This is a genomic window from Corynebacterium kroppenstedtii (genome assembly GCF_016894245.1).
GTDB lineage: Bacteria > Actinomycetota > Actinomycetes > Mycobacteriales > Mycobacteriaceae > Corynebacterium.
In genome coordinates this window covers 1,458,619-1,481,184 of the sequence record NZ_CP069792.1, presented here as the reverse complement: position 1 = coordinate 1,481,184, position 22,566 = coordinate 1,458,619, and the positions used below count along the sequence as shown (strand labels likewise).

At 54.9% G+C, this 22,566-nt stretch carries 17 protein-coding genes and 1 pseudogene; 7 read left to right on the top strand and 11 right to left on the bottom strand.

Going from position 1 to position 22,566, the window contains the following annotated elements:
• Positions 1-17 precede the first annotated feature (17 nt).
• From ftsX to prfB, 3 genes are all read right to left on the bottom strand, one after another.
• Complete coding sequence (ftsX, locus tag I6J23_RS06445) at positions 18-920, bottom strand: permease-like cell division protein FtsX (RefSeq protein ID WP_204581371.1); 903 nt, start codon at positions 918-920, stop codon at positions 18-20.
• Between the two features lie 11 nt (positions 921-931).
• Positions 932-1,621 carry a cell division ATP-binding protein FtsE gene (ftsE, locus tag I6J23_RS06440; protein WP_204581370.1) on the bottom strand — a complete coding sequence of 230 codons (690 nt, stop codon included), beginning with the start codon at positions 1,619-1,621 and terminating at the stop codon, positions 932-934.
• Positions 1,622-1,689: 68 nt separating this feature from the next.
• Positions 1,690-2,829, bottom strand: a complete 1,140-nt coding sequence (gene prfB, locus I6J23_RS06435) for a peptide chain release factor 2 (protein WP_204581369.1) — start codon at positions 2,827-2,829, stop codon at positions 1,690-1,692.
• A 47-nt stretch (positions 2,830-2,876) separates the two neighbouring features.
• Between prfB and I6J23_RS06430 the strand changes: the two are divergent.
• Together I6J23_RS06430 and I6J23_RS06425 are read left to right on the top strand one after the other, a co-directional pair.
• Positions 2,877-3,773, top strand: a pseudogene (locus tag I6J23_RS06430) (inositol monophosphatase family protein); the annotation flags it as partial.
• 150 nt (positions 3,774-3,923) lie between these two features.
• Complete coding sequence (locus I6J23_RS06425; protein ID WP_204582962.1) at positions 3,924-4,661, top strand: inositol monophosphatase family protein; 738 nt, start codon at positions 3,924-3,926, stop codon at positions 4,659-4,661.
• A 22-nt stretch (positions 4,662-4,683) separates the two neighbouring features.
• Here the strand turns inward: I6J23_RS06425 and I6J23_RS06420 are convergent, their stop codons facing one another.
• Positions 4,684-5,601, bottom strand: coding sequence for a trypsin (locus I6J23_RS06420; protein WP_204581368.1), 918 nt, complete (start codon positions 5,599-5,601; stop codon positions 4,684-4,686).
• A 346-nt stretch (positions 5,602-5,947) separates the two neighbouring features.
• Here I6J23_RS06420 and I6J23_RS06415 point away from each other — a divergent pair, with 346 nt between their 5' ends.
• Both I6J23_RS06415 and I6J23_RS06410 read left to right on the top strand, forming a co-directional pair.
• Positions 5,948-9,268: an acyltransferase family protein gene (locus I6J23_RS06415; protein WP_204581367.1), complete on the top strand. Its 3,321-nt coding sequence runs from the start codon at positions 5,948-5,950 to the stop codon at positions 9,266-9,268.
• Between the two features lie 89 nt (positions 9,269-9,357).
• Positions 9,358-10,128, top strand: a complete 771-nt coding sequence (locus I6J23_RS06410; RefSeq protein ID WP_046202622.1) for an SDR family oxidoreductase — start codon at positions 9,358-9,360, stop codon at positions 10,126-10,128.
• A gap of 100 nt (positions 10,129-10,228) precedes the next feature.
• Here I6J23_RS06410 and I6J23_RS06405 read toward each other — a convergent pair whose 3' ends face one another.
• The 7 genes from I6J23_RS06405 to I6J23_RS06375 form a co-directional block, all read right to left on the bottom strand.
• Positions 10,229-11,698: an MATE family efflux transporter gene (locus I6J23_RS06405; RefSeq protein WP_239454856.1), complete on the bottom strand. Its 1,470-nt coding sequence runs from the start codon at positions 11,696-11,698 to the stop codon at positions 10,229-10,231.
• Between the two features lie 60 nt (positions 11,699-11,758).
• Positions 11,759-12,853 carry a PLP-dependent cysteine synthase family protein gene (locus I6J23_RS06400; RefSeq protein WP_204581366.1) on the bottom strand — a complete coding sequence of 365 codons (1,095 nt, stop codon included), beginning with the start codon at positions 12,851-12,853 and terminating at the stop codon, positions 11,759-11,761.
• Positions 12,850-14,406, bottom strand: coding sequence for a Y4yA family PLP-dependent enzyme (locus I6J23_RS06395; RefSeq protein WP_204581365.1), 1,557 nt, complete (start codon positions 14,404-14,406; stop codon positions 12,850-12,852). Before I6J23_RS06395 ends, I6J23_RS06400 begins: the two co-directional genes overlap by 4 nt.
• On the bottom strand, positions 14,397-15,398 hold the full coding sequence (locus tag I6J23_RS06390) for an ornithine cyclodeaminase (RefSeq protein WP_204581364.1): 1,002 nt from the start codon (positions 15,396-15,398) through the stop codon (positions 14,397-14,399). Before I6J23_RS06390 ends, I6J23_RS06395 begins: the two co-directional genes overlap by 10 nt.
• 102 nt (positions 15,399-15,500) lie before the next feature.
• Positions 15,501-16,322: an ABC transporter ATP-binding protein gene (locus I6J23_RS06385; protein WP_204581363.1), complete on the bottom strand. Its 822-nt coding sequence runs from the start codon at positions 16,320-16,322 to the stop codon at positions 15,501-15,503.
• Positions 16,323-16,336: 14 nt separating this feature from the next.
• Positions 16,337-17,437 (bottom strand): FecCD family ABC transporter permease, encoded by a 1,101-nt coding sequence (locus I6J23_RS06380; RefSeq protein ID WP_204581362.1) that lies wholly within the window; start codon positions 17,435-17,437, stop codon positions 16,337-16,339.
• On the bottom strand, positions 17,434-18,618 hold the full coding sequence (locus I6J23_RS06375) for an ABC transporter substrate-binding protein (RefSeq protein ID WP_236881191.1): 1,185 nt from the start codon (positions 18,616-18,618) through the stop codon (positions 17,434-17,436). Before I6J23_RS06375 ends, I6J23_RS06380 begins: the two co-directional genes overlap by 4 nt.
• A 348-nt stretch (positions 18,619-18,966) precedes the next feature.
• Here I6J23_RS06375 and I6J23_RS06370 point away from each other — a divergent pair, with 348 nt between their 5' ends.
• From I6J23_RS06370 to I6J23_RS06360, 3 genes are all read left to right on the top strand, one after another.
• Complete coding sequence (locus I6J23_RS06370) at positions 18,967-20,646, top strand: ABC transporter substrate-binding protein (RefSeq protein ID WP_204581361.1); 1,680 nt, start codon at positions 18,967-18,969, stop codon at positions 20,644-20,646.
• Positions 20,647-21,227: 581 nt separating this feature from the next.
• Positions 21,228-21,725, top strand: a complete 498-nt coding sequence (locus tag I6J23_RS10725) for an ABC transporter permease (RefSeq protein ID WP_343287134.1) — start codon at positions 21,228-21,230, stop codon at positions 21,723-21,725.
• A complete protein-coding gene (locus I6J23_RS06360; protein WP_204581360.1) occupies positions 21,718-22,563 on the top strand; it encodes an ABC transporter permease in 846 nt (281 codons plus the stop codon). The genes I6J23_RS10725 and I6J23_RS06360 overlap by 8 nt, the downstream gene beginning before the upstream one ends.
• Positions 22,564-22,566 lie beyond the last annotated feature (3 nt).

The following is a 22,566-nucleotide window of genomic DNA, read 5'->3' as shown; positions in this document are numbered from 1 at the left end:
GTGCTACGCACAGCGTGCTAATCCCTTACGTACCAGCGCAATGTTGCTTGCGCGGTAATGGCCGCAAACACTACGCCCACAATAATGATGATCGGCGAGACCATTCCAATATCGGCTAAAGTCAGCCGCACAATCAAACGGGAATCATACAAGCTCTTGAGCGTCTTATCGAGAACAAATTCCTTGCCCAAGATAAGCCCACCGATTGCCACCAGCGATCCCAGGAATGACGCCAACACCGCTTCCAAGACGAACGGGGCTTGAGTAAACCACCGAGTAGCACCCACCATCCGCATGATCGTTGTTTCTTGCCGTCGGGAATAAGCCGCAATCTGGACCATGTTCACGATCAAGAACACCGCAGCGATCGCCTGTACAAACGCCACCACGAAGGTCGCATTTCTAATGGCATTGAGGTTATTCGTGGCACCGCGGAGGTCATCAACCTGGTCAACGACCTCGGAGACCTGTGGCATATCCTTCACGCCATCAAGAGGCTTCGTATCCAGCGGATCTTTCAACCGCACGTGTAAGGCGGCCGGTAGAGCGTCAGGGCTCGTATCTGCTACAAGACGGGGATCAGAGTCCTGAAACAGCTCCTTGAAATGCTCATAGGACTGCTCGCGGCTACGGAATGTCACCGATTCGACACCGTCATCGGACTTCAGCTTATCCTGAACTTCCTTACATTCCTTGCTAGAGCAGTTTTTGTCATTAGCCGAAATGTTGTCATCAAGCTGGACCATGACTTCAACACGATCCAGATAAATGTCCTTAGTTTTTGCCGTCACTGAGGTCACTAGAAACCCGGTGGCCAGCAAAGCCAACGAGATCGCCGTCGTAATAATCATGGCGATAGTCATCGTCATGTTACGACTCAACCCCGAAAAGGCCTCGCGAAAAACAAATCTAGTCTTCATTGGGCCCTCCCCTACTTTCCGACGCCATACAGGCCGCGGGCATCGTCACGAACGAGCTTTCCGGAATGAAGCTCCAGCACACGCTGGCGCATGGCGTTCACAGCACCTGCGTCATGTGTCGACATAATAACCGTCGTCCCCATCTGATTAATCCGGTTAAGCAGCGTCAAGATGTCGGCACTGGTGTCCGGGTCAAGGTTGCCCGTGGGCTCGTCGGCAAGAAGAACTAGAGGGCGGTTGACCGAGGCTCGAGCGATAGCGACGCGCTGTTGCTCTCCCCCGGACAGCTCATTCGGCATGCGGTTGCGCTTGCTCCCCAACCCCACAAGGTCAAGTACTTCCTTCACACGCTTGTCAATTGCCGAGCGTCGTGTCCCAATAACTTCCAGGGCGAAAGCGACATTGTCATAAACATTCTTCTTCGGGAGGAGCCGAAAGTCCTGGAACACGTAGCCGATCTTTTGGCGTAGCTGTGGCACCTTCTTCCTGGGCAACTTATTGACGTGGAAATCCTCAACCCACAAGTCCCCGCTACTGACATTCTGTTCCTTCAACATTAGCTGAAGGAAGGTGGATTTGCCGGATCCCGATGGTCCAATCAGGAAGACAAATTCGCCCTTGTCAATGGTCACAGAGACGGCATCCAGGGCCGGGCGGGTGGACGTCCGGTACATCTTGGTAACCGCGTCGTACTTAATCACGGAGCCAGACTAACGCACTACTGGGACAATTGGTAACCCTTGTTGTGAATGTGAATCATGTGGGAAAGCTAGTTATTGTCTTGTCCATGCTGCTGAGCCATTCGCCAACGAATCCCTGCTTCCAGGAACCCGTCCAGGTCACCATCCAGCACCTTCGACGGATCATTGACCTCAAAATTCGTGCGCAAATCCTTCACCATCTGGTAGGGATGCAGCACATAGGAGCGCATCTGGTTCCCCCATGAATTGGAGCCATCCCCCTTCAGCGCATTCATTTCTGCTTGCTCTTCTTCACGCTTCCGCTCTAAGAGCTTCGCAGCTAACACCCGCATAGCCGACGCCCGGTTCTGGATCTGGGATTTCTCGTTCTGGCACGTCACAACAATCCCCGTCGGGATATGCGTCAACCGCACCGCCGAGTCGGTCGTATTCACCGACTGCCCACCCGGACCCGATGATCGGTACACATCAACCCGGACGTCATTGTCGTCAATATCTATATGGTCGGTTTTTTCCACTACCGGTAGAACCTCAACCTCAGCGAACGATGTTTGCCGACGCCCCTGGTTGTCGAATGGGCTTATTCGGACGAGGCGGTGCGTTCCCTGTTCAACGGATAGCTGACCATACATGTAATCGCCATGCACAATGAATGTAGCCGACTTAATGCCAGCCTCTTCGGCATACGAAATATCGAACACGTCGATCTTATGCCCATGCTGTTCCGCCCACCGCGTGTACATGCGCATCAACATTTCCGCCCAGTCCGCGGCATCCACACCACCTGCAGCTGACCGGATATTAACGACGGCCTCACGCTCATCGTATTCCCCCGACAACATCGTCTGGACCTCGAGGGATTCAATCTCGTGGCGCAAGGTTTCGCGCTCGCTATCAGCCATCTCTCGCGCTTCGTCAGCAGCGTCAGTATCCCCCGCCTCGACGGCGTCGTCGGCAAGCTCATACATCACCGGCATGTCGTCGACGCGCTGGCGTAACGCCGTGACTTTTTTGATCTGCGCTTGCACGTGGCTCAGTTTCGACGTCACCTGTTGGGCGTGATCAGGATCATCCCACAAGGAGGGATCGGACGCCTGGGCTTCAAGTTCGCGTACCTGATCCTTGAGGTCATCGACGTCCACCACTTTTTCAATGGTCGTCAGGGTGGAATTGAGGTCTTCGAGATCTTGAGAAACGTCCGGATTCACGTGGGTAATCCTAACAGTGTGTCATAGAGGTAGTGCACAATAAGAGTATGGATTCTTCGGAGGAGCAGGTACCGCACACCATGACGGAGATGGTCAGCGCGCTGGCTAAAACCTTCGCCATCGCCCGCGAGGGGGTGGATGACCAACGGCTCGCACGGGACATCGTGTACAACGCTGGGCGCCTGGCGTGGCGTTTACGCGAAGGAAAGCAGGCTCGCGGCGGGTTGGCCACGGAGTACAAAACGTCGGTGTCCGACGTTGTGACCGAAGCTGACCGGGCGGCGGAACAATTTGTCGCTGAGGTACTGGAATTACTACGTCCCGACGATGGGGTCGTCGGTGAAGAAGGAGCGTCGCGCCCCTCACAGTCTGGCCGGGTGTGGGTGATCGATCCCGTCGATGGGACCTACAACTTCACTCGCGGATCAGATTACTGGTGTTCTGCGATTGCGCTGGTGGAAGGAGGTGATGACACCCCCGAAGCCGTTGCCGAGAATCCTGATCGGCTGATTTTGGGAGCCGTCCACCGCCCGGCAATGGGATATACCTGGATCGGCGGCCCCTCCATTCCCACCACTCTGGATGATAAAGCGCTGCCCCGGCTTGATTCCACGGCTCACTCGGCAGATCACGAATGCTTGGGCACATATTTGCACCCCACTTTTATGAAGCAGCCGGATATTAGCTCCGCGTGGATGGGTGTTGTCGAAGAGTTCGCCAGTGTGCGGATGTTGGGGTCTGGGTCGGTCGATTTGGCGTCGGTGGCACATGGTGAACTCGGCGCGTGGATTCAGCACTCGGTGAAATCATGGGATTGGCTTCCGGGGAAAGCGCTGGTCGAAGGTGTCGGGGGAACGACCCGCCGCGTTGATGCCCAAGGCGTGACCTGGTCGATCGCTGGGCCTGAGGGAATTGTCGATACGATTGAGCACACGCTCCATGCGGATGGGGCTAGTTCATCTACTTCATTTATTGCCGACGAGGGCGATCATGCGGGTACTGCCAATGCGACCCCACGGCCGTGGTCAAGCAGTGCATATGGCGATGACGTTGACCGCGCGCTTCGGCTCGCTGATGCCGCCGACGCGATCACGATGAAGCGATTCCTCTCCACTGAGCTTCAGGTCAACGCTAAGCCCGACATGACCCCGGTGTCCGACGCGGACTTGGACACCGAGCGCACCCTCCGTCGCCTCTTGAGCACGGAATGCCCTGATGACGAGGTCCTTGGGGAAGAGTTCGGGGGCGAGCCGGTACTATCGGGCCGCCAGTGGGTGATTGACCCAATCGACGGGACGAAGAACTATGTCCGCGGGGTCCCCGTATGGGCGACGCTCATTTCGTTGATGGTGGACGGATACCCACAAGTCGGTGTCGTGTCCGCACCTGCTCTCGGACGCAAGTGGATTGGCGTCACTGGTGAAGCCGCCTGGGCTCTGGGTAATGGTGCAACGCCCAATGGCGCCCTGCGACAACTGTGCGTTTCCACGGTCAGCGATGTGGGCGATAGCTCGATCTCCATGTCGTCGCTTGAGGGGTGGAAGGATCGAGGCTTGCTCGATGTGTTCGTATCTCTCACCGACGACGCCTGGCGCTTGCGAGGATTCGGCGATTTTTACTCGTACTGCCTGGTGGCAGAGGGCGCCGTCGATATCGCCGCGGAGCCGGAAGTGTCGCTGTGGGATTTAGCTGCACTGGTGCCCGTCGTCGAGGGAGCTGGCGGAACGTTTACGTCCCTTGCCGGTGAACACGGCCCGCATGGTGGCGATGCTCTGGCCACCAACGGACTTCTCCACGAGACTGTTCAGCGCCGGTTAACTAATCAGGGTTAGCCCAGCGCGGTTCACCACGCTGCTACCCTAGGCGGAATCCGTTTCCAGGGCCGGCCGTTGCGTTGAGTGAATTCAACACGGCCTGCATGTCAATAACATCGGTCGGCGTGAACAGAGAACCCTGCGCTGGGAAACGACAGGAAATCGGCCCCGGGCTTCCTTCAACAAGTCCAACAATCCGGTTCCCGAGCAGAACTGGGGCACCAGAGTCGCCGTGCGTTGCGCACACTTGCGTGAGATAGTGCGAATCTGCGGGAGCCTCCCACGCCTGTCCGCATGTCCAGCCGGTAGAAATACCGTTCTTGCATAATTGCACGCCAGGCGCGACACCGCCGCCACCAATGCCGTCGGCAGTGACCTGTCCATAGGAGGAGCTCACACGGGCATTGTCTTTGAGCTCAATAACAGAATACTTCGGGTTCTCGCTGGTGCGGACGACGGTGCCTGAAACTCCGACATCCTGCGAGTCCATCGAGGTCACTGGACTTCCGGCTGGTCCGCAGTGCCCAGCAGTAATAGCCATAGCCCGACCGTTAGAGTCGTGGCCGGCTGCAGTGACTGTACAAATCGCGTTGCCAACAAACACGGGGGTTCCCGGGCCGTAAAGGGAAATTCCCTGTTTAGCGAGCTCCACCGCCTCAGCGGGTGCCGATGGGGAGGGGAAATAAACGCCTTGAATTCGGTGCTCGCCAGCCATTCCGGTCTGAGCGACAATGTCATCGAAAAGGCCGTACTCCGCCGAAGGTGCAGCATCGGATGCCGTAGCTGCAGTGTCGGGGTCAGCGTCGTTAATTATCGGTGACTCGGAAGCGGCCGGATTATCTGCCGAGGTATCCGTCGGCGCGTCTGATGCATGAGCTGCCCCACCAACACCGACACACAACGCCGCCGAGGCGAGCACTGCTAAACCAGCACGACTTACTGAGTTAACCAAAGACATAACGACATCCTTGCTGTACATGTCCGTATATAGCGGACCGAAAACCACTGGAATAAGTCCAGAAAACATGGCTACACAGGGAATACCCTATGCTGCGACAAGCTCAGTATATCTCTCTGTTCACAGCATTCCCCTATCTTCTATGCAACAAATTAATAACATTGTGACAACGCGACATTGAAGATGCACGAGGCTGCTTCTGAAGGGGGCTACGATCAAATCCGTCTCCCGTTCCGACGGGGTCATTTACGGCAACATGGCCCTATCGGCGCGTATGTGGTCAGCGGCCAAAGTGCGTTAGACTTTGCACTCTGCCATCTCACTCACGAGCTAAACGAAACCTAGAATGCGTCTTCCAAAACTCTCACCTGCAGGTTTGGGCAAAGCCACCCGCCGAGCGGCACAAGCGGTGCAATCCGCTGCTCAACAGGGAAGTTCTCTGCTGAAGTCTGGCTCCACCATCGGTAACTCTCCGAGACCTAGCCAGCCCGCAACGGCTCAGCAGTCCGATCCTAAGCCAGGTCATTCCGGTTCTTCCACTTCATCCGCGAGCGCGCCCTCCGATTCCTCCGCGACCGCGTCATCTGGAACCCTTGCGACGGAATCGTCCGAGGTTGGGTCGTCCAAGGCTGGATCGTCTACGACACGCTCGTCCGGTTCAGCAAAAAGTGGTTCATCGGCCTCATCACAACAATCGACGACGCCTGACGACGGGGCTGCTGACGAAACCAGACGCGCAAGTAACAACGGCGAGCGGCAAGGCCGTGGTGAGGTTCGACGCCGTGACAGCCGGAACGACGATCACGCCGGTGTAGAGACGCATTTTTTTGCTTCCCGCACGTCAACGCCCGTGAGTGCGCGACGTCGCACCTCGGAGTCGCAGAGTTCAACCCGTGAGAGTGACACACCATCTTTTCGGCACGTCGGCCGTGCTCCGGCCGGTGCTCGTCGTTTAGCTGACGCGCGGACTACTCCTTCGGGAACGTCCGGGATCACGGGCGCAGGTTCCGTCGGGAAGAAAAATGTTGGACGCAATCGTGCTGTGGGATCTTCGCTGACACGATCACATAGGCAATCAGAGGTTGGTAGTGCTCCGCGGCTTTCATTGCGACGCCCGAAACCGCAGGTGTCGGGGGCAACAGCACGCCCATTAAGCTCCGTTGAGAAACGCGATACCCAACCAGGGGGTTCGTCGGATAAAAAATCGGCACAAGCGATCCGAACCAAGCAAGCAGGCAGTGCTCCGGTAAAGGGCAAAGCGGACAAGGCGCAACGTAAAACGGACGCCACGCGAGACAAAGCGCACGCCGCACAGGCGCATACTGCCGATGAAGACGCGAGGGCTTCGCAAAAAGATGCTACGGCTCCACAAGAACGTGCGGAGGATTCAGGATCAGAGAAGGTATCTGAGGGAGATGCTCCCGAAATAAGCCGAAAGTCGCCTGCCCCTCCGCGACCGTCTAAAGCGGATTATGTCTCCGTCGAGGTCCCACGGGCCACCGGAATATCGCGATTTACACAGGGCACTGCCCGGCCGCAGCGGATCGAACCACGGTCGGACCGCAAATCCGGCAAAGGACAATCCGGCAAAGGACGCGGGAAGAAGTCATCGCGCGCGGGAGGGTCCACCACCCCGTCGTCGGTTCATCAAACAGAAACACCGGCGGCTAGAACTCAAACCATGGCCGCGCCACAACAAGCGGCCACGACCCGAGTGAAGGGTGAAGGCCGTCCCACGGCATCGCAGCCCAGCCCAGCCGGAGGCAAGACTTCCACCGCAGGAAAGACGTCAACCAAGGGCGCTCCGACAGGGATTAGACATGTCCCCGGGATTGATGGGCTCCGTGGGCTCGCTGTTATCTCGGTGGTGATTTACCACCTTTTCGGCAACGTACTCCCCGGCGGTTATCTGGGCGTCGACGTATTCTTCGTACTCAGTGGATTCCTCATCACATCCCTGCTGCTTCGGGAATTCGTTTATTCCCGCACCATTAGCCTTAAGAACTTCTGGATACGCCGCGTAAGGCGTATTGCCCCCGCGGCCATCAGCACGCTTGTCATTTGCGCAGCTATCGCGGGAGTAATCGGCGGCGACGTCAATGTGAACCTGGGCAGACAGTTCTGGTCGTCGGCACTCTTTGTGAACAACTGGGTTCAGATCGCCCACTCGCAGAGCTATTTCGCACAGTCTGAGCTGCCGATCTTCGCTCACTACTGGTCCCTCTCGGTTGAGGAACAGTTCTACATCATTTGGCCGCTCATCGTTTCACTATTGCTCGTGATCTTACGCAAAACACCGCGGTTAATCGGGAAACTGGCCCTCCTGGGTGCCGTTGTGTCTGCGCTAGCGATGGCCATCATTGTCGACCCCGGACACGACGCAACCCGCGTGTACTACGGCACCGACACCCACGCATTCGGGCTGCTCATCGGCGCGGCTTTGGCGTCGATCACCATTTCGTCGTCAACCGAAAAACGTGGCGACACCTGGGGATACCGCGAGGGGCTCCTGCAACATGGGCGGATCTTAAGTCTTTTGGCTATCCCCGCGCTCGCGGTGCAGATCTTCTACTTCTTCTGGCTTGGTGACCAAGACACCTTCACGTACCGAGGCGGCCTCATCAGCAGTTCCTTGATCGTCGCCATCATCATTGCATCTGTCGTCCGGAACAATGGCCCGGTAGCGGCGATTTTCCGGAACAAGGTTTTGCGCCACCTCGGTTTCATTTCGTTCTCGCTGTATTTGTGGCACGTCCCGGCCAACCTGTTCGTCGTATCACTGTTCCAGGATTATGAATGGGGACGGAAGAAATGGATCACGGGGCTCATCGCGATCGTGATTTCGTTAGTCGCGGCTGAGCTGAGCTTCCGCTTCATTGAGACACCGATTCGCCGGTACGGGTTCATTGAAAGTACACGCAAACTGAGCTACGCAATTTTCGGAGAACGTTCCACCAACCAGCAGCGGTTCGGCGGCGCGATGGTGCCGGCAGCTATGATCCTGTGCTGTGTTTTCACAGGTCTAGCTATTCACAACACTAACCACGGAACTGCGCTGGAATCCGAATTAGAGCGCTTACAGGCGGAAAACCGCTCCGAGCGGGGTGCTGTCAAACCGGCTCCAAAAGTCGTTACACATGACGTGCCTAAAGACGGGACAAATATCAACGCGATTGGGGATTCCGTCATGCTCGCTTCCCAAGCCGAGCTACAAAAGCGCTTTCCCGGTATAGACATCAACGCCGAGGTATCCCGCCACTACCAGGCAGCTCCCGCGATCATAGCCGACCTCAAAGCCCAGGACGCGCTGCGTCAGTTCGTCTTCCTAGGGTTCGGTACGAATGGACAAGCCTTCCCCGGCCAGCTGGACGAGATTATAAAGGCGATTGGACCGAAACATACCATCGTTATCGCGATGCCCTATGGCGACCGTTGGTACATGCAAAACGCTCAACAACAAGTTGTCGACGCCGCCAAGAAATACCCGAACGTCTACGCAGCTGACTGGTGTGCGTACGCCGACGACCACGTAAGTGAACTCGCGAGCGATGAGATACACCCGCGCGGGAACGCCACGGTGGGGTATACCAATGCGTTCGTCGCTGCACTCAAGCAGTGGGCAAGTGGAAAGAAAGATGTACCACCGATTTGCCCGCCGGCAGCATAAGACAATAATCCCGGAGTTCACTACTTTCGGGGGCGACAAACAGATAGTTGCTATGTCCATCATGTGGGTAAAGAGCCTACGGTAAGGGTATGGATACCAAACAAGGACGCGTTCAAGACAAAGTCACACTGATCACCGGAGCTGCCTCGGGCATGGGTGAGTCCCACGCCCGGGTATTGGCTTCGCAGGGAGCCAAGGTAGCCCTGGCAGATATCGCAGATGACAAGGGCACCGAGCTCGCCAAGGACCTCAACGAGAAGTACGGCGACGGCACAGCTGTTTTTGTCCACCTCGATGTCACCGATTTCGATAACTGGACCGAGGCAGTGGAGAAAACCGTAGAGGCCTTCGGACACCTGGATGTTTTGGTCAATAATGCCGGGGTTTTCACCGCAGGCGACGTGGAAGAGGCTTCGCTGAAGGACTGGGACCTGACCCTGGCCATCGACCTCACCGGGACGTTCTACGGCATGAAGGCTGCGGTTCCGGAGCTCAAGAAGAGGGAAACCTCCTCGATCATTAACATTTCTTCCATCGCGGGGCTCGTCGGCTTTAAACACCGTGCGGCCTACGCCACCGCTAAGTGGGGTGTTCAAGGCCTAACCAAGACCTCGGCTCTGGACCTGGGTAAGTACGGCATCCGAGTCAACTCTGTCCACCCCGGCAGCGTGAATACTCCGTTGACCGCGAACCTCAAGCGCGGCTTCGGCCAGATTCCGCTAGACCGCGCTGCCGAACCGACCGAAATCTCCCAGCTCATCGTGTACTTAGCTTCCGACGAATCTACGTTCGCATCCGGTGGATCCTTCGTCTTGGACGGTGGAGAGACCGCTGGAAACAACTTGCGCGACGATCAGTAGGTCGCGGGAGTTTTCACAGACCAAACATCCCACCTACCAGCGTTTTTTCTGATAGGTGGGACGTTTTTAAAAAAGTGTGGGTATGCTCGTAAGCCCTTCATCACAAACTTGAGTTTTGCGTGGCGGGGAGCACCCGAACCCTTCGACGAAGTACGCGCATCAACAGCAACGTCGTCGTTCCGAAGCCGAGGATCAACCCGAGCCAAACTCCGTACGCTTCCCAACGGAGGCCTAATCCGAGTATGAATAGTGCAGGAATTCCCACACACCAGTATCCGATTAATGTGGCTTTGAGCCCCGAACTTGTATCGCGCAGCCCCCGCAAAAGGCCTACCGCAACATTCTGGGAGCCCTTAGCGAACTGCTGCAGGATGGCAAAGAACATCAAGATTATTGCGACGGTCATAACTTCGTCAGTTGCCTTCCAGGCAAAGATTCGGACGACCCACCGTCCACAGGTCGCCCATACAAGCCCTATAAAGCCCAGGTAGATACCCACAAGGATCGCCACTCGACGCACGGTCTCAGTGATAACAACGCGCGGATGGTTCGCCTGGAGTCCCCTACTCACGAGTATCGAACTTCCATGAGAAAACCCGATACAAACTTGATACACGATATAAGCGATCTGATTAACGACAGTGTGGGCTGCAAGCATCGTCGGGCTAACCATTGACATTGCAATCCCAGCGATCGTAGTCAAAGCGGCTTCCGAACCATAGGTTAAGGAGACAGGCCACCCGACACGGAGTAGCTCACGTGCTGCTGTCATATCTCCTGTTTGAGGTCTAAATTCCACGTAGTCACCAAGATCAGGATCTTTTCGAATCTTGAGAGAAAATGCCACCAAAGTAAAAACCTGGACAACCGTAGTCGAGAGACCAATTCCGGCCACAGCCCAGGCCGTAGTAGGGGCAACGGTCACCATCAACCAGTTCACCGCAGCATTGACCGCTATTGACCACAGGGTAACAACAAGTAACGATCCTGGCTTTCGCATCCCTACCGCGTACTGTCGTAACACGTTCAGCCACAGCATTGGAACCAGTCCCGGGGCCAAAGCGACCGTCATACCGAAAGCTATTCGGGCAGTGTCACCATGGACCGGTAAAGCAAATAGACTCGCCCCCAGAAGAGCAACAATAATCGCACCCAATGCAGATATGACCGTCGCTACTTCGAATGAGACGCGTACTTGCTTGCTAATTCCTGCTTTAAGAACGTCACGGCGAGAATCATCGATTGCCCCTCGCGCCTCTGCGTTCTCTAGTTTTGCGACTGCTTCAGCGACCTTATTTCCGCTAGCAGTAACCATACCGACGCACATAGTCCGAATTTGGTTATAGAACTGCATCGCCAGTCCGCCGGCTCCGATAGCCACCACACTCAGCGTGCCCAGCATGGCCACATCGGTCGAGGTCAATGCAACTGTGGCTAGCTGAACTCCAGCAATAGGCAACGAAAGCCTAGAGATCTCCAGATAACTAGGAGTCTGGGCGTCTAAGCGCTCTTTTTCACCGGAATTCTTATTTAGCTCATAGCTTGTTTCAACACGATCTTTAGAGCCCACGCGCAAAAGCTCCCTCTGCCGTAGACCAATATCTATTCAGATTCGCTGTCTGACGGTTAGCTAGGGCAATAGAGTCTCAAAAGCCCTTAACATTCCACTAACCTGGTGTTCTGCAATATCCGACAATAATTTATTGGCAATCATCCACCGGTCATCAAATATCGTATTTTGATACTTTTCACCGGCATCGCAGGCGATCACTACCATCGTCGTACCAGCAGGAAAGCTCGGCAATTGTCTCAGCGCCTCATAGATGGCTGCTCCCGAGGTACCACCCAGCATCAGGCCTTTCTCACGTGCTAGGACTCGGCAGGTAGCGAAGGCTTTCACATCATTTATCTTTAAACCTTGGTCAATAGCTTCCGTATCGACATTGCAGCCCACCGGAAACCCTCCTGGAGCTCCAGCTCCACTTTGCTTGTAAGACCCAGCTGGCGGACCAAATATGATCGAGCCTTCTGGTTCGACTCCAATCGTGGTTAATGAATGGCCTAGCTCACGCAAACGGCGTGCCGTTCCGCAAAGGGTTCCCCCTGTGCCCACCGAAGCAACCAGGACGTCGATATTGGCCGAAATAGCACTATCCAATTCCTCAGCTAGGTGTGAGTAGCCTAGAGGATTATTCGGATTACTATGCTGGTCAGGCCACCACACATATGGGGACGAGGAACAAATCTCCTCGGCCTTCTTCCGTCGGAGCATTGTCGAGGGGCGATCTGACGGCCCATCAACAACTATTAGTTCCGCTCCATATGCTTTCATAGCTGCCAATTTCGACGGCGCCGCGTGGGAATCGACCACCCCAATGAACTTATAGCCCAGTTGAACAGCAGCAATAGCCAGGCCTAGCCCGGTATTCCCAGAAGTAGGCTCAACGATGGTATACCCCGGTTTTATCTGTCCCCGACGTTCAGCACTGCGCACCATGGCTAGAGCCATCCGAATCTTTGCCGATCCAGTTGGATTAAAACACTCCAACTTAATCAACAGACGACTGCCGTTGCCGACCCTAGCTAGCTCGAGAAGCGGCGTTCTGCCGACAAGATCACATACCGAACGAGGAAAGCTGTAATCTTTGGGGACTTTTCGTACGGGGCTTGAGCTTAAGCCACTTGGCGGCAGCAGGTGGTTCTGATCTTCAGGTCGATTGCTCATAGCCAGCCTCTCTCCACTAATGGCCGATCAATTCGTAAAGTCCACCGGTCTGCCCAATTGGAAATACCTAAACGGCCGAACGTTGGCACAGATACACTGATGTTTTCTGGTGACAAGCCGTCTTCGGACAGCTCTTCGAGCACGAACCGGGTGGGTAAAGGTAATTGGTGGAATTGACTCTCGTTCTTATCCATCTGATAGCCGGCGGTGTTGTGATAGATGAGCAGGTCGCCGACTTCTGCTGGTCTGTCAAACCATACCTTTCGCCAAGTCAACATGTCGTATTCCATGCAGCTCGCTCCCCCTACCGCAGCGCGCCATGACTTTGTTTTTGTGCTACCGATTGATCGTTGTTCTCTCTGCCGCGATTCCCTAGGCCATAGTGTTGGATCGGGAGAAAACTCCCGTCCTTTCCACTGCTCAGACAGACTCATCGATAGCCCATCCACAACGATGAGCGAATATGGGTCGGGCAGACTAACTGATCCCCCCGGTTCTGAATTGAGACAAGGTTCGATTTCCGAGTTCACCCGATCTTTGACACCTTGCACGGAGAAGACCGTATCGCCAGCCCCAGCTAAAAGGCCACGGCCAGGTTCTATGCATACGAAAATACTGTTCTCACGTAAGGCCGGGCCCACTTTGTCAAAGATTGAACTCAACATCGCGGAGCCCGTAGGAAGTGGATTACCATAGGGATATGTGCCTGAAGGGACCCGCCCAGCGTGGTAATCCCCGGTACTTATCGTGCTCTGAAAACTCTCCCACTCATCATGGCCTGTATATGGAGCAGTGAAGCCGCCCCCAATGTCGACGGTGACTGCGGAGTGCCCTCGTCGTCGCAGCTCAGCAATCTGATCGACGGCTTTGCGAATGGCGCGTACACGTTCGTCTATGTCGTAGCCATCGAGATGGAAGCAAACCCCCTCTATAGATAAGCAAACTCTCTCAGTAAAATCTTTCGATGGGAAACTCGATGTTAAACGCTGTGCCACACTTTCATGGCTCAGCCATTCAGAAAACGAAAGACCGAATCTTGTGTTCGGCTGAGTATCAGGCCGTAGTCGTAGAAGAACCCGAGCAACTCGAGAACTTTGGCTGGCGATTTTTCTTACACGTTCGAGTTCAACCAAAGAGTCAAGCGCAAAAAGGCACTCGTGTCGTATACCTAGCCAAATGAGGGTTTCACTTTTATCGGCCCCGGTGATGGTGAGCCGACTCGGGTCAATACCTTCAGCTAGGGCACCCACGAGTTCAGGCCCACTCGCAACATCACACCCCTGTTCGGAGAGCGCTACCTCATGAAGCCAGCACTGGGCTTTATTGGCTTTTCGTGCAAAGAGAACGTGTCCTTCCACTCCATGATGGTCAAAGACGTCAATGTATGCGGCTAAGTTTTTACTGAATGTAGCCGGATGCAAAAGGTGAAACGGTTTTCCAGACAATCTGCGGAGAAAATACAAGAAATGCGGGTCGTCTATTACTTCTTCCTCCCAGCTTTCCAACATGGGCTCGAGGCACAGGTGTGGATCCGCTTGTTCCGCTAATCCCATAGCCGTACCTCCCGCCCTCGTCCAGCTGCCAGCGCCCTCATAGCAAGCTCATCAGCAACTGGGATATCAGTCACAATCATCCCCGAACTAAAAGCGAACACCTTTTCATCGGCATGACTTCGGATGGTTCGACCTGATGAAATGAGTTCTGGAAGTACGCCATCGAGCTGGTTGCTACCCTGGCGTAGACGTTTTCCGACTAAGGCATATTGCCCCTCACTCGTGGCCACGACACGATCAGCTTCTGCAACTGCCCCATCTGCTACGCCCTTTGATGCCACTGAAATGAGTAGGCCACCCTTGGGAAGCCAGTCAGTATGGATGGGTGGATGACATGCGCGACCGGAAGCGACTACAACGATGTCAGATTCCTGAACCGCCTCCTTAACATCCTCAGCGAACCTGAGGTCCAGATCGGGAAACCACCTACGAAAGTGCTCGCGAGTTGAGTGGATGCCACCTTCATGTGTTCCGTGAAACGTGAATGTGGACAGGGAAGGTAGCGCTGTCGCCAGGTAAGGCAACGTGTTGACGGCTTGAATTCCGGTACCCAGCATCAACACCGACCGAGGATCGGGTTTACTGCACTGTCGGGCTATGAGTGCAGTCGTCGCAGGTGTTCGGAGTGCTCCTACTTTCTGACAGTCCATCAAAGCATACGGCAAACCTGTTGAATCGTCGTACAAGGTTATGGTCGTGTAGTAATGGTCGGGATTATCGCCACCCTTTCGATACGACGTTTTGTAGCCGACAAGGTCGCGATAACCATCAAAGCCAAGCATCGAAAACGCAATCGAATCCCGGCTTTTAACTGGTAATTCAATCATCATTTTCGTAGGACATCGAGATTGTCCTTCATCCAAGGCACGATAGCCGTCTTCGACAAGTTCAATAACCTTTGACGGTTCAAGCTCTATGTCTTTTAAATCCGATCTAGTCAGCAGACGGAGACTCCGATCAGAGCGAAGTTCTGGCGTTCCAACAGCGGGCATGAGGTTTCCTTCCTTGGGATGGGGAAAACGGGTGGAGCGGCATGTATTTCGGTGGGAATTCGCAAAGTAAGGCAAAGTAAGAAATGACTGGGCAATGGCCGGCTAGGTCAACGGAGATAGGGCGTCGATGAATAATCCCGCCTCCCCTCGAGTGATATGAGAGCGGACACGATACACCGAGGCGAGCATGGATTCGGTGATGGTCTCCTCAGGTAAGCCTGAGCCGACGTTTCTCCCCTGGTCGAGGACTACTACTTGGTCAGCAATTCTGGCGGCCTGGGTAAGGTCATGAACCGTGAGCACCACTGCAGCTGGCGTAGCCACCGCATAATCACGAACCCACTCCAGTAGCGATAGTTGGTTTTTCAAGTCCAGAGCGCTCGTAGGTTCGTCGAGTAACAAAACCTTAGGGCGCCGAATCAAGGCTTGCGCACAGCTGACAAGCTGACGTTGTCCTCCCGAGAGCTGCCCCATCGGCCGATGCTCTAATTCAGCTAGCCCCATTGTGGCGAGCACAGTTCGAACTTTGGCGCGGGTTTCCGGCGATACGCGCAACCCCGCGAATCCTTTAAGACTTTGTTGGTGGGCTAGCAGAACGGTCTCAAACACAGTTAAGGCACTTTTAGGCGGAGGATCTTGCGGAAGATACAAGGCCTTCGGCCCGATTACTGTTCCTTCGCTTTTCTCTAGCCCAGCTAGACATCTCAAAAGTGTTGACTTGCCTGAACCGTTCGGCCCAATCAAAGCCGTGATGGTTCCCGGGGAGCATGGTGGGATCGTGACATCCTGAAGCGTTGGAGTCGTTTCTCGAGCGGAATAGGAAAAGGTGATGTTGCGTCCTTGGAAAAATTCTTCTTTACCGTCGATCGTCGTTACAGATCGAGTATTGAAACGACGACTCCTAGAAGCTGGCTCATGTGACATGGTCGATACCTCTACTAGGACCAGTTTCGCGTTCGGGAGGAGGCAATAATGGCGACGAATACAGGCACGCCAACCACTGCGGTAATAATGCCAACAGGAAGAATCACCCCGGGCTGGATGAGCTTTGCGCACACCGAGGCGCTCACCAGCAACACCGAGCCCGACAGAACGGAAGCGGTCAGGAAGTACCGCTGATCCTCCCCAACGACAATTCGCGCGATATGCGGCCCAACCAACCCGATGAAACCGATAGTTCCGGCCATAGCAACTGACGTCGCAGCCAATAAGCTAACGGCCACCAAAGTTACATTGCGGACGCGAGGGACATTGATGCCCATCGACATTGCCCTGTCATCGCCCAACCTGAAGGCTGTAAGGACCCACGCATTGCGGTAAAAGCCTGCTAGGCAAATCACTAGGAGAACAGCGAGGACTCCAATTTGCGGCCACGTCGCACGCGTTAAACTGCCTAGGGTCCAGAAAACGACTTGCTCAAGCTGCACTTCAGAGGCCATGTACTGCATCAGAGCGAGCATCGCGTCAAAGAAAAATACGATCGCGATACCAAGCAAGATCATTGTCTCGGCTCCGCTTCCACGCAGCCGAGAAAAGATGATGATGATTCCGCACGCGGCGATCCCAAAGATCCACGAAGCCCCAGACATTCCCAGTGTTCCACCGATCGTGGTCGCCGAGAAGCCGGTAACTACTGCCAGCGCTGCGCCAAAGCTGGCCGCTGCGGATATGCCCAATGTGTAGGGTTCCGCGAGTGGATTTCCCAGAATTGTTTGCATTTGGGCGCCGGCGGCTGCAAGTGCTCCTCCCACGAGCACAGCAGTTACTGTCATCGGTAGGCGAATATCCCAAATTATCTGATAGTCAATGGGCCGTGAGTGAGAAGGATTGAAAAGTGTCGATAGCGCATCGGAAGCAGGCATCGAGCCTCCGCCTATCAAGAAATCGCAGACAGTGAAAATGACTAGTGCGACAGCCAGAACTGCGATAAATAAAAGCTTTTTCCGAGACGAAGCAGCATAAAGTTCTTCTTCCATTTCGTCGTCAGAAAGGGCATTAACGGCGGAGGCTACCGACGGCTCAAACTCAACTGAACTCATGACAACTGAGTCCAGAATGTACCTGAGTATTTCACAGGCAAGAACTGCTCATGCAGCGTCTTCATGTCAGCATCAGGATCCAGGTCCCCAAAGAGTTCCGGATGCATCGCCTTAGCCATCCATTCAATGGCGATGACGTTGTAAGGGGAATCGTAAAAGTGGTGCCACATGGCATAAGTGCGGTGGTTTTTCACGGCGTCAACCTGAGAAACAGCAGCTTGACTGGAGACAACCTCGCTAAGTTGTTGTTTGGCCTTATCTGCGGGTTCGTCATAACCAAGGGCCACGTACTTCTTTCCCTTGACGGGTGAACGATCTGGCGACCAATCCGCACCGGTAGCCACGATCACATCTGGGTTCTTCCCGGCGAGGGATTCGGGAGAGACTTGCCCTTGTTTAGTATCAATCATGCTGTCACCAAGATTGTTACCACCAGCTTCGTTCACTAACGTCGCCAAGTTCGATTTATTGAAGGTTGAACAGCAATCAAAGTAGCCCGGTGCCCGCCACAAGAACGTGTCTGTCGCCGGTTGATTAGAGTCCTTCAGACGTTTTTGAACTCGATCGAGTTTCTCCTGATAAAAATCCGTGTAGTTCTTGGCTTCATCGGTGTGCCCCGTGAGTTTCCCCATCAACGTGACCGAAGGAACCGTATTTTTCGCGGGATCGATGAAATAATCGACCGTGACGGTCGGCACACCGGCTTTCTCAAGTCCCTCGATTAACCCAGCTTCTTTGGCAGCATCAAAACTTCCCGCACTGACGACGAAGACGTCTGGACGAGCCTGGAGAGCTTGCTCTAGTGACATCGAGCCGTCCCACACTTCACCAGTCTTCGTGATGTTGGCTATATCTGGGAATTTCTCTCTGTATTTCTTGTATGTAGCCATGTCATTTTGTTCGAGATCATCTGGCCAGGCGACGATGTTCTCAAGCGGATTTTCTTTATCGAGTAGTGCAGTGGTGTACAGCAACCGTTGACCACCGAATAGAAGTCGCTCTGGGTGAGCCGGTATCTCAACGGTCCTGCCCATCACGTCTTTCACAGACTGCTTTTCATCCGCCTTGGAGTCATTGTCAGAATTCGGGCCCGAACACCCTGCTATAGCCATCGATGCGGCAAGGATACTAGCGAGGATTGCCCTCCTAGCTCGACGTTTTGACGTATTCAGTATTTTCACAATTCTTCCTGGGGAGCATTAGTTCTACGAGGGATCACGTGAGAAACAAAAGTATTGGAGCCTTACCTAAGTAAGTCAACAGGTTTCTGAGATTTCTTTAGAGTGAGACTCCACCTAGCGACGAACACTCCCCTAATTACAGCGGCTTGTAAGCCCTAATGCGTCAGCTAACACCTCCAATGACCTGCGAATTCGCAAATCGGACTTTAGTTCATAACCTAATGTTTTATCGAATTATATTTTCACCCCCATACGTGGTTGGTAAGATTTGACCAGGCGGAACTTCCTTAGCATGCTCTAACTCACATCACTTTTCATTTCCAATGTCTCCCCTGCGAAAGACCTGCCGTGTCCCGAACTCACTCCTCACCCAGCTTCCGCTCTCCCCTGAAGAAGTCACGAAGCCGCCACTTCACCACCGCACTTGCCGCCGTAGCATCCCTCTCCCTGGCCCTTTCAGCATGCTCAACGCCGTCCACCGGCGGAGACGGCGAAAGCTCAGACAAATCCACCAAGCAATTCGTCGTCCTGGAAAATATGAAGCTCGGTAACTACAACCCACTTCTTGGACACGGACGAAACGGAGAGTCCCACATCTACGACTCGCTCTACCGTGTTTCCCCAGGAAAAAACTCCAAGCCGAAGCCGGTGCTCGCCGATGGCGAAGCCAAATCCAACGATGATTTGACGGAATGGACCGTCCCGTTGAAGAAAGACATTTCCTTCTCGGACGGATCGTCCTTCGGGCCGGAGGATGTCGTCGCCACTTATAAAGCGATCATCGATCCGCGCTTCGCCTCCACAGAGGCCACGGCAGTTGAATCAATCGACGACGTCACACCGGACGGGGACCACGCCGTCAAGTTCCACCTCAAGCACCCTGATTCCGAGTTCGACCGTCGCATCTACCGAGCTATCGCTCCGTCTGAAGCCTTCGATTTCACCAACCCGGCGAAGGCAGAGGACATGAAGATTAACTCAGATCCCATTGGAACGGGCCCATACAAGGTCACCTCTCTACGTCCAGATGAAGCGATCCTCGAGGCGCGCGATGGCTACTGGGGCGATGCCCCCGAGACCGAGAAGATCGTCATCCGGCACAACACCGACGACAACACCCGGGCGCAGCAGATGCGCGTCGGCGAAGGCGATGGCACTATGCTCGAAGCCAAGCTGGCCGACACCGTCGCCAAATCCAAGGACATTTCCGCGGAGCATATTGATTCCCTGGATTGGCGGGGCATCTCCCTTCCCGCTGCTCACCCCGTCGCCGGTGACGACGCGATCCGCATGGCCATGAACCTCAGCGTCGATCGACAAAAGATGATTGACGACATTTATGCAGGCCACGGAACCCCAACCAGTACCTTCATCACCGACGCCTATGGCGATGCCTACGACAAAGATTCGGAGATCCCCCACGACACAAAGAAGGCGGAAAAAATTCTCGACGACGCCGGTTGGGTTAAAGAATCCGACGGCATCAGAGTCAAGGACGGCCAGCGGGCGGAAATGGATGTTATCTACTTCCCTAACCGCGATGCCGCCCGAAAGGATTTAACCCTCGCCGCAGCCTCGGACCTGAAGGCCATTGGCATTCAGATCAACCCGGTGGCCAAGGACTCCAGCGCGGTGACCGAAGAGGTGTACAACTCCACGCCGGTCATGCTGGGCGGCGGCGGTGAGCCTTACACCATCGACGGACAGATCTATCATATTTTGCATTCGAAGTATGCAGCCGATGGCGTCGGGGCAAAGTGGGATAACGCGTCGGACTACGTCAATCCAGAAATCGACAAGCTGCTGGACCAGGCGCGATCCGAGTCCAACAAGGACAAGCGCAACAAGATCTACAAAAAAGTCCAACAGGAGTATCGGAAGAAGCCAGCCATGCTCGCACTCACGTACGGCGCTCACTCCTACGTGCTCAATAGCCATGGCATGAAAACTGGCGACCAGATTGTCGAACCGCATTCCCACGGCTCCTTGTTCGGGCCTTGGTACAACATTGAGGAATGGCACAACTAAACCGTGTCTACACCGAGACTGCGCCGAATTTCCCCAGGTCAAAAGCCTATCGATAATCCGACCGATCGCCATCGTCGACGATCGATCTCGGCGTCTAGCCACAGCCGCCGGCGTGACATAGGAATCCTTATGCTCCGCCGGATCTGTTCCCTGCCGCTTCTCGCGTTGGCCGTCACGGCCGCGATGTTTTTCTTGGCATCGCTAAGCCCCTTCGACCCGCTCGAAGCCTATACCCACGGCAACGCCGGTGCTTTAACCGACGAACAACGTGAGGATCTGATCCGGACCCTCAACATTGGAGGCCCCTGGTACGCCTCCTGGTGGTCATGGGTGACCAGCGTCTGCACAGGTGACCTGGGAACATCACGGTTCTACCGCATGCCAGTAGCCGACGTCCTAGCGCAGCGTCTGGGGTGGTCAATTCTACTGGGAGCGCTGGCTTTAACCCTTACTCTGGTCGTCTCATTCGTGCTCGGTGTCGTGGCTGGCCTTCGTGAAGGTGGTCTTGTCGACCGAATCGCCGGGTTTATCGCCACTTTGCTTCAGTCCCTCCCCCCTTTGTCCTTGCCCTTGTTGCTCTATTGGTCTTTTGTTTGTGGATCCCTATCGCTCCTGCTGGTGGGCTCACAGATCCAGGACAACCTGTTACGTTCGCTGGCACTCTCCGCCATGTCGCTCTCCCCGCAGTCATCCTGGGAATCAGCCAGCTGCCCTGGTTCCTTTTGAGCCTCAGAGCCTCCGTTCGCGAAGCAATTCAATCCGAAGCAATGACTGGTACCCGTGTCCGTGGGCTTGATCGACGCACGGTAATGCTGCACCACATCGTTCCGCTGTCATTACCCTCGTACTTTGCGCTCATCGGATCTCGGTTACCGGAACTCATTGTCGGATCAACCATTATCGAATCGATTTTCGGCTGGCCGGGCCTTGGCCAGGCGATGGTCGACTCCGCGAAATCCCTCGATTTCATGTTGTTATCGACGCTGACCCTCCTCATCACCATCGCAGTACTAATCGGAAACATGCTTGCCGACGCCTGCGTCGTCCTCACAGATCCGAGGGTCGATGCCAATGTTTAAGCGTCTGTTTAAGCGTCGGTCATCGGGGTTACCACTCGTCTGGATTTCAGTGCTCACGATTGCGGTGATTGTTGCCTACGCGATCGTCGTTCCCGTTGCCCTGCCGGAGGATCAAACAACCGTTAGTTTCGGCAATGCGTATAGTCCCCCGAGCTCGGACTACTGGTTTGGTACTGATTCCGGCGGGCATGATCTATTCGTCCGCACCGCACAGGCGCTGAGGATTTCGCTCATCATCGCGGTCGTCACGGCTGTGTTCTCCGCGATAATTGGGACGTTAATTGGGGTTACCGCTGCTCTCGCCGGCGGATTCCTTGATCGCCTGACCATGCGTTTCGTTGATGGAATGAATTCGCTACCCCATCTGATTCTCGTCCTTGTTGTGGTCTCTTTTTTCAAAGGATCAGCCACCGCGATCGTGCTGGCTCTCGTTGCCACCCACTGGATTCCTATCGCCCGTATTACCCGCGCGCAAGTGCTCACTATTAGACACTCGGATTACATCCAAGCTGCTTACCTCGGCGGACGTGGTCACCTGTGGGTAATCGGACACCACCTTGTCCCAGCTGCATTAAGCCAGTCTGTCGTGGGACTTATTCTATTAGTCCCTCATGCGATTTGGCATGAATCGACCTTGTCGTTCCTGGGGGTCGGACTTCCCGCACACAGAGCCGCCCTCGGCACTCTCCTCCGCGATGCTCAAGGCGGAGTACTGCTTGGCAGCTGGTGGATTCTGGTCTTCCCAGCATTGTTCCTCGTCGTTTTTTCGTTAGCAGTATCAAACGTCGGGCACTCGCTAGTTTCCCGTGTTAATGACTATGGCGAAGGGAAGGTCTAGCTA

What these genes read in the sequence shown, in the direction of transcription:
- I6J23_RS06400 (WP_204581366.1), bottom strand. Translation starts at nt 12,853, where the DNA reads ATGAGCAATCGACCTGAAGATCAGAACCACCTGCTGCCGCCAAGTGGC.
- I6J23_RS06415 (WP_204581367.1), top strand. Translation starts at nt 5,948, where the DNA reads ATGCGTCTTCCAAAACTCTCACCTGCAGGTTTGGGCAAAGCCACCCGC.
- I6J23_RS06420 (WP_204581368.1), bottom strand. Translation starts at nt 5,601, where the DNA reads ATGTCTTTGGTTAACTCAGTAAGTCGTGCTGGTTTAGCAGTGCTCGCC.
- I6J23_RS06390 (WP_204581364.1), bottom strand. Translation starts at nt 15,398, where the DNA reads ATGCCCGCTGTTGGAACGCCAGAACTTCGCTCTGATCGGAGTCTCCGT.
- I6J23_RS06395 (WP_204581365.1), bottom strand. Translation starts at nt 14,406, where the DNA reads ATGGGATTAGCGGAACAAGCGGATCCACACCTGTGCCTCGAGCCCATG.
- I6J23_RS06425 (WP_204582962.1), top strand. Translation starts at nt 3,924, where the DNA reads ATGAAGCGATTCCTCTCCACTGAGCTTCAGGTCAACGCTAAGCCCGAC.
- ftsX (WP_204581371.1), bottom strand. Translation starts at nt 920, where the DNA reads ATGAAGACTAGATTTGTTTTTCGCGAGGCCTTTTCGGGGTTGAGTCGT.
- I6J23_RS06410 (WP_046202622.1), top strand. Translation starts at nt 9,358, where the DNA reads ATGGATACCAAACAAGGACGCGTTCAAGACAAAGTCACACTGATCACC.
- I6J23_RS06380 (WP_204581362.1), bottom strand. Translation starts at nt 17,437, where the DNA reads ATGAGTTCAGTTGAGTTTGAGCCGTCGGTAGCCTCCGCCGTTAATGCC.
- I6J23_RS06360 (WP_204581360.1), top strand. Translation starts at nt 21,718, where the DNA reads ATGTTTAAGCGTCTGTTTAAGCGTCGGTCATCGGGGTTACCACTCGTC.
- I6J23_RS06385 (WP_204581363.1), bottom strand. Translation starts at nt 16,322, where the DNA reads ATGTCACATGAGCCAGCTTCTAGGAGTCGTCGTTTCAATACTCGATCT.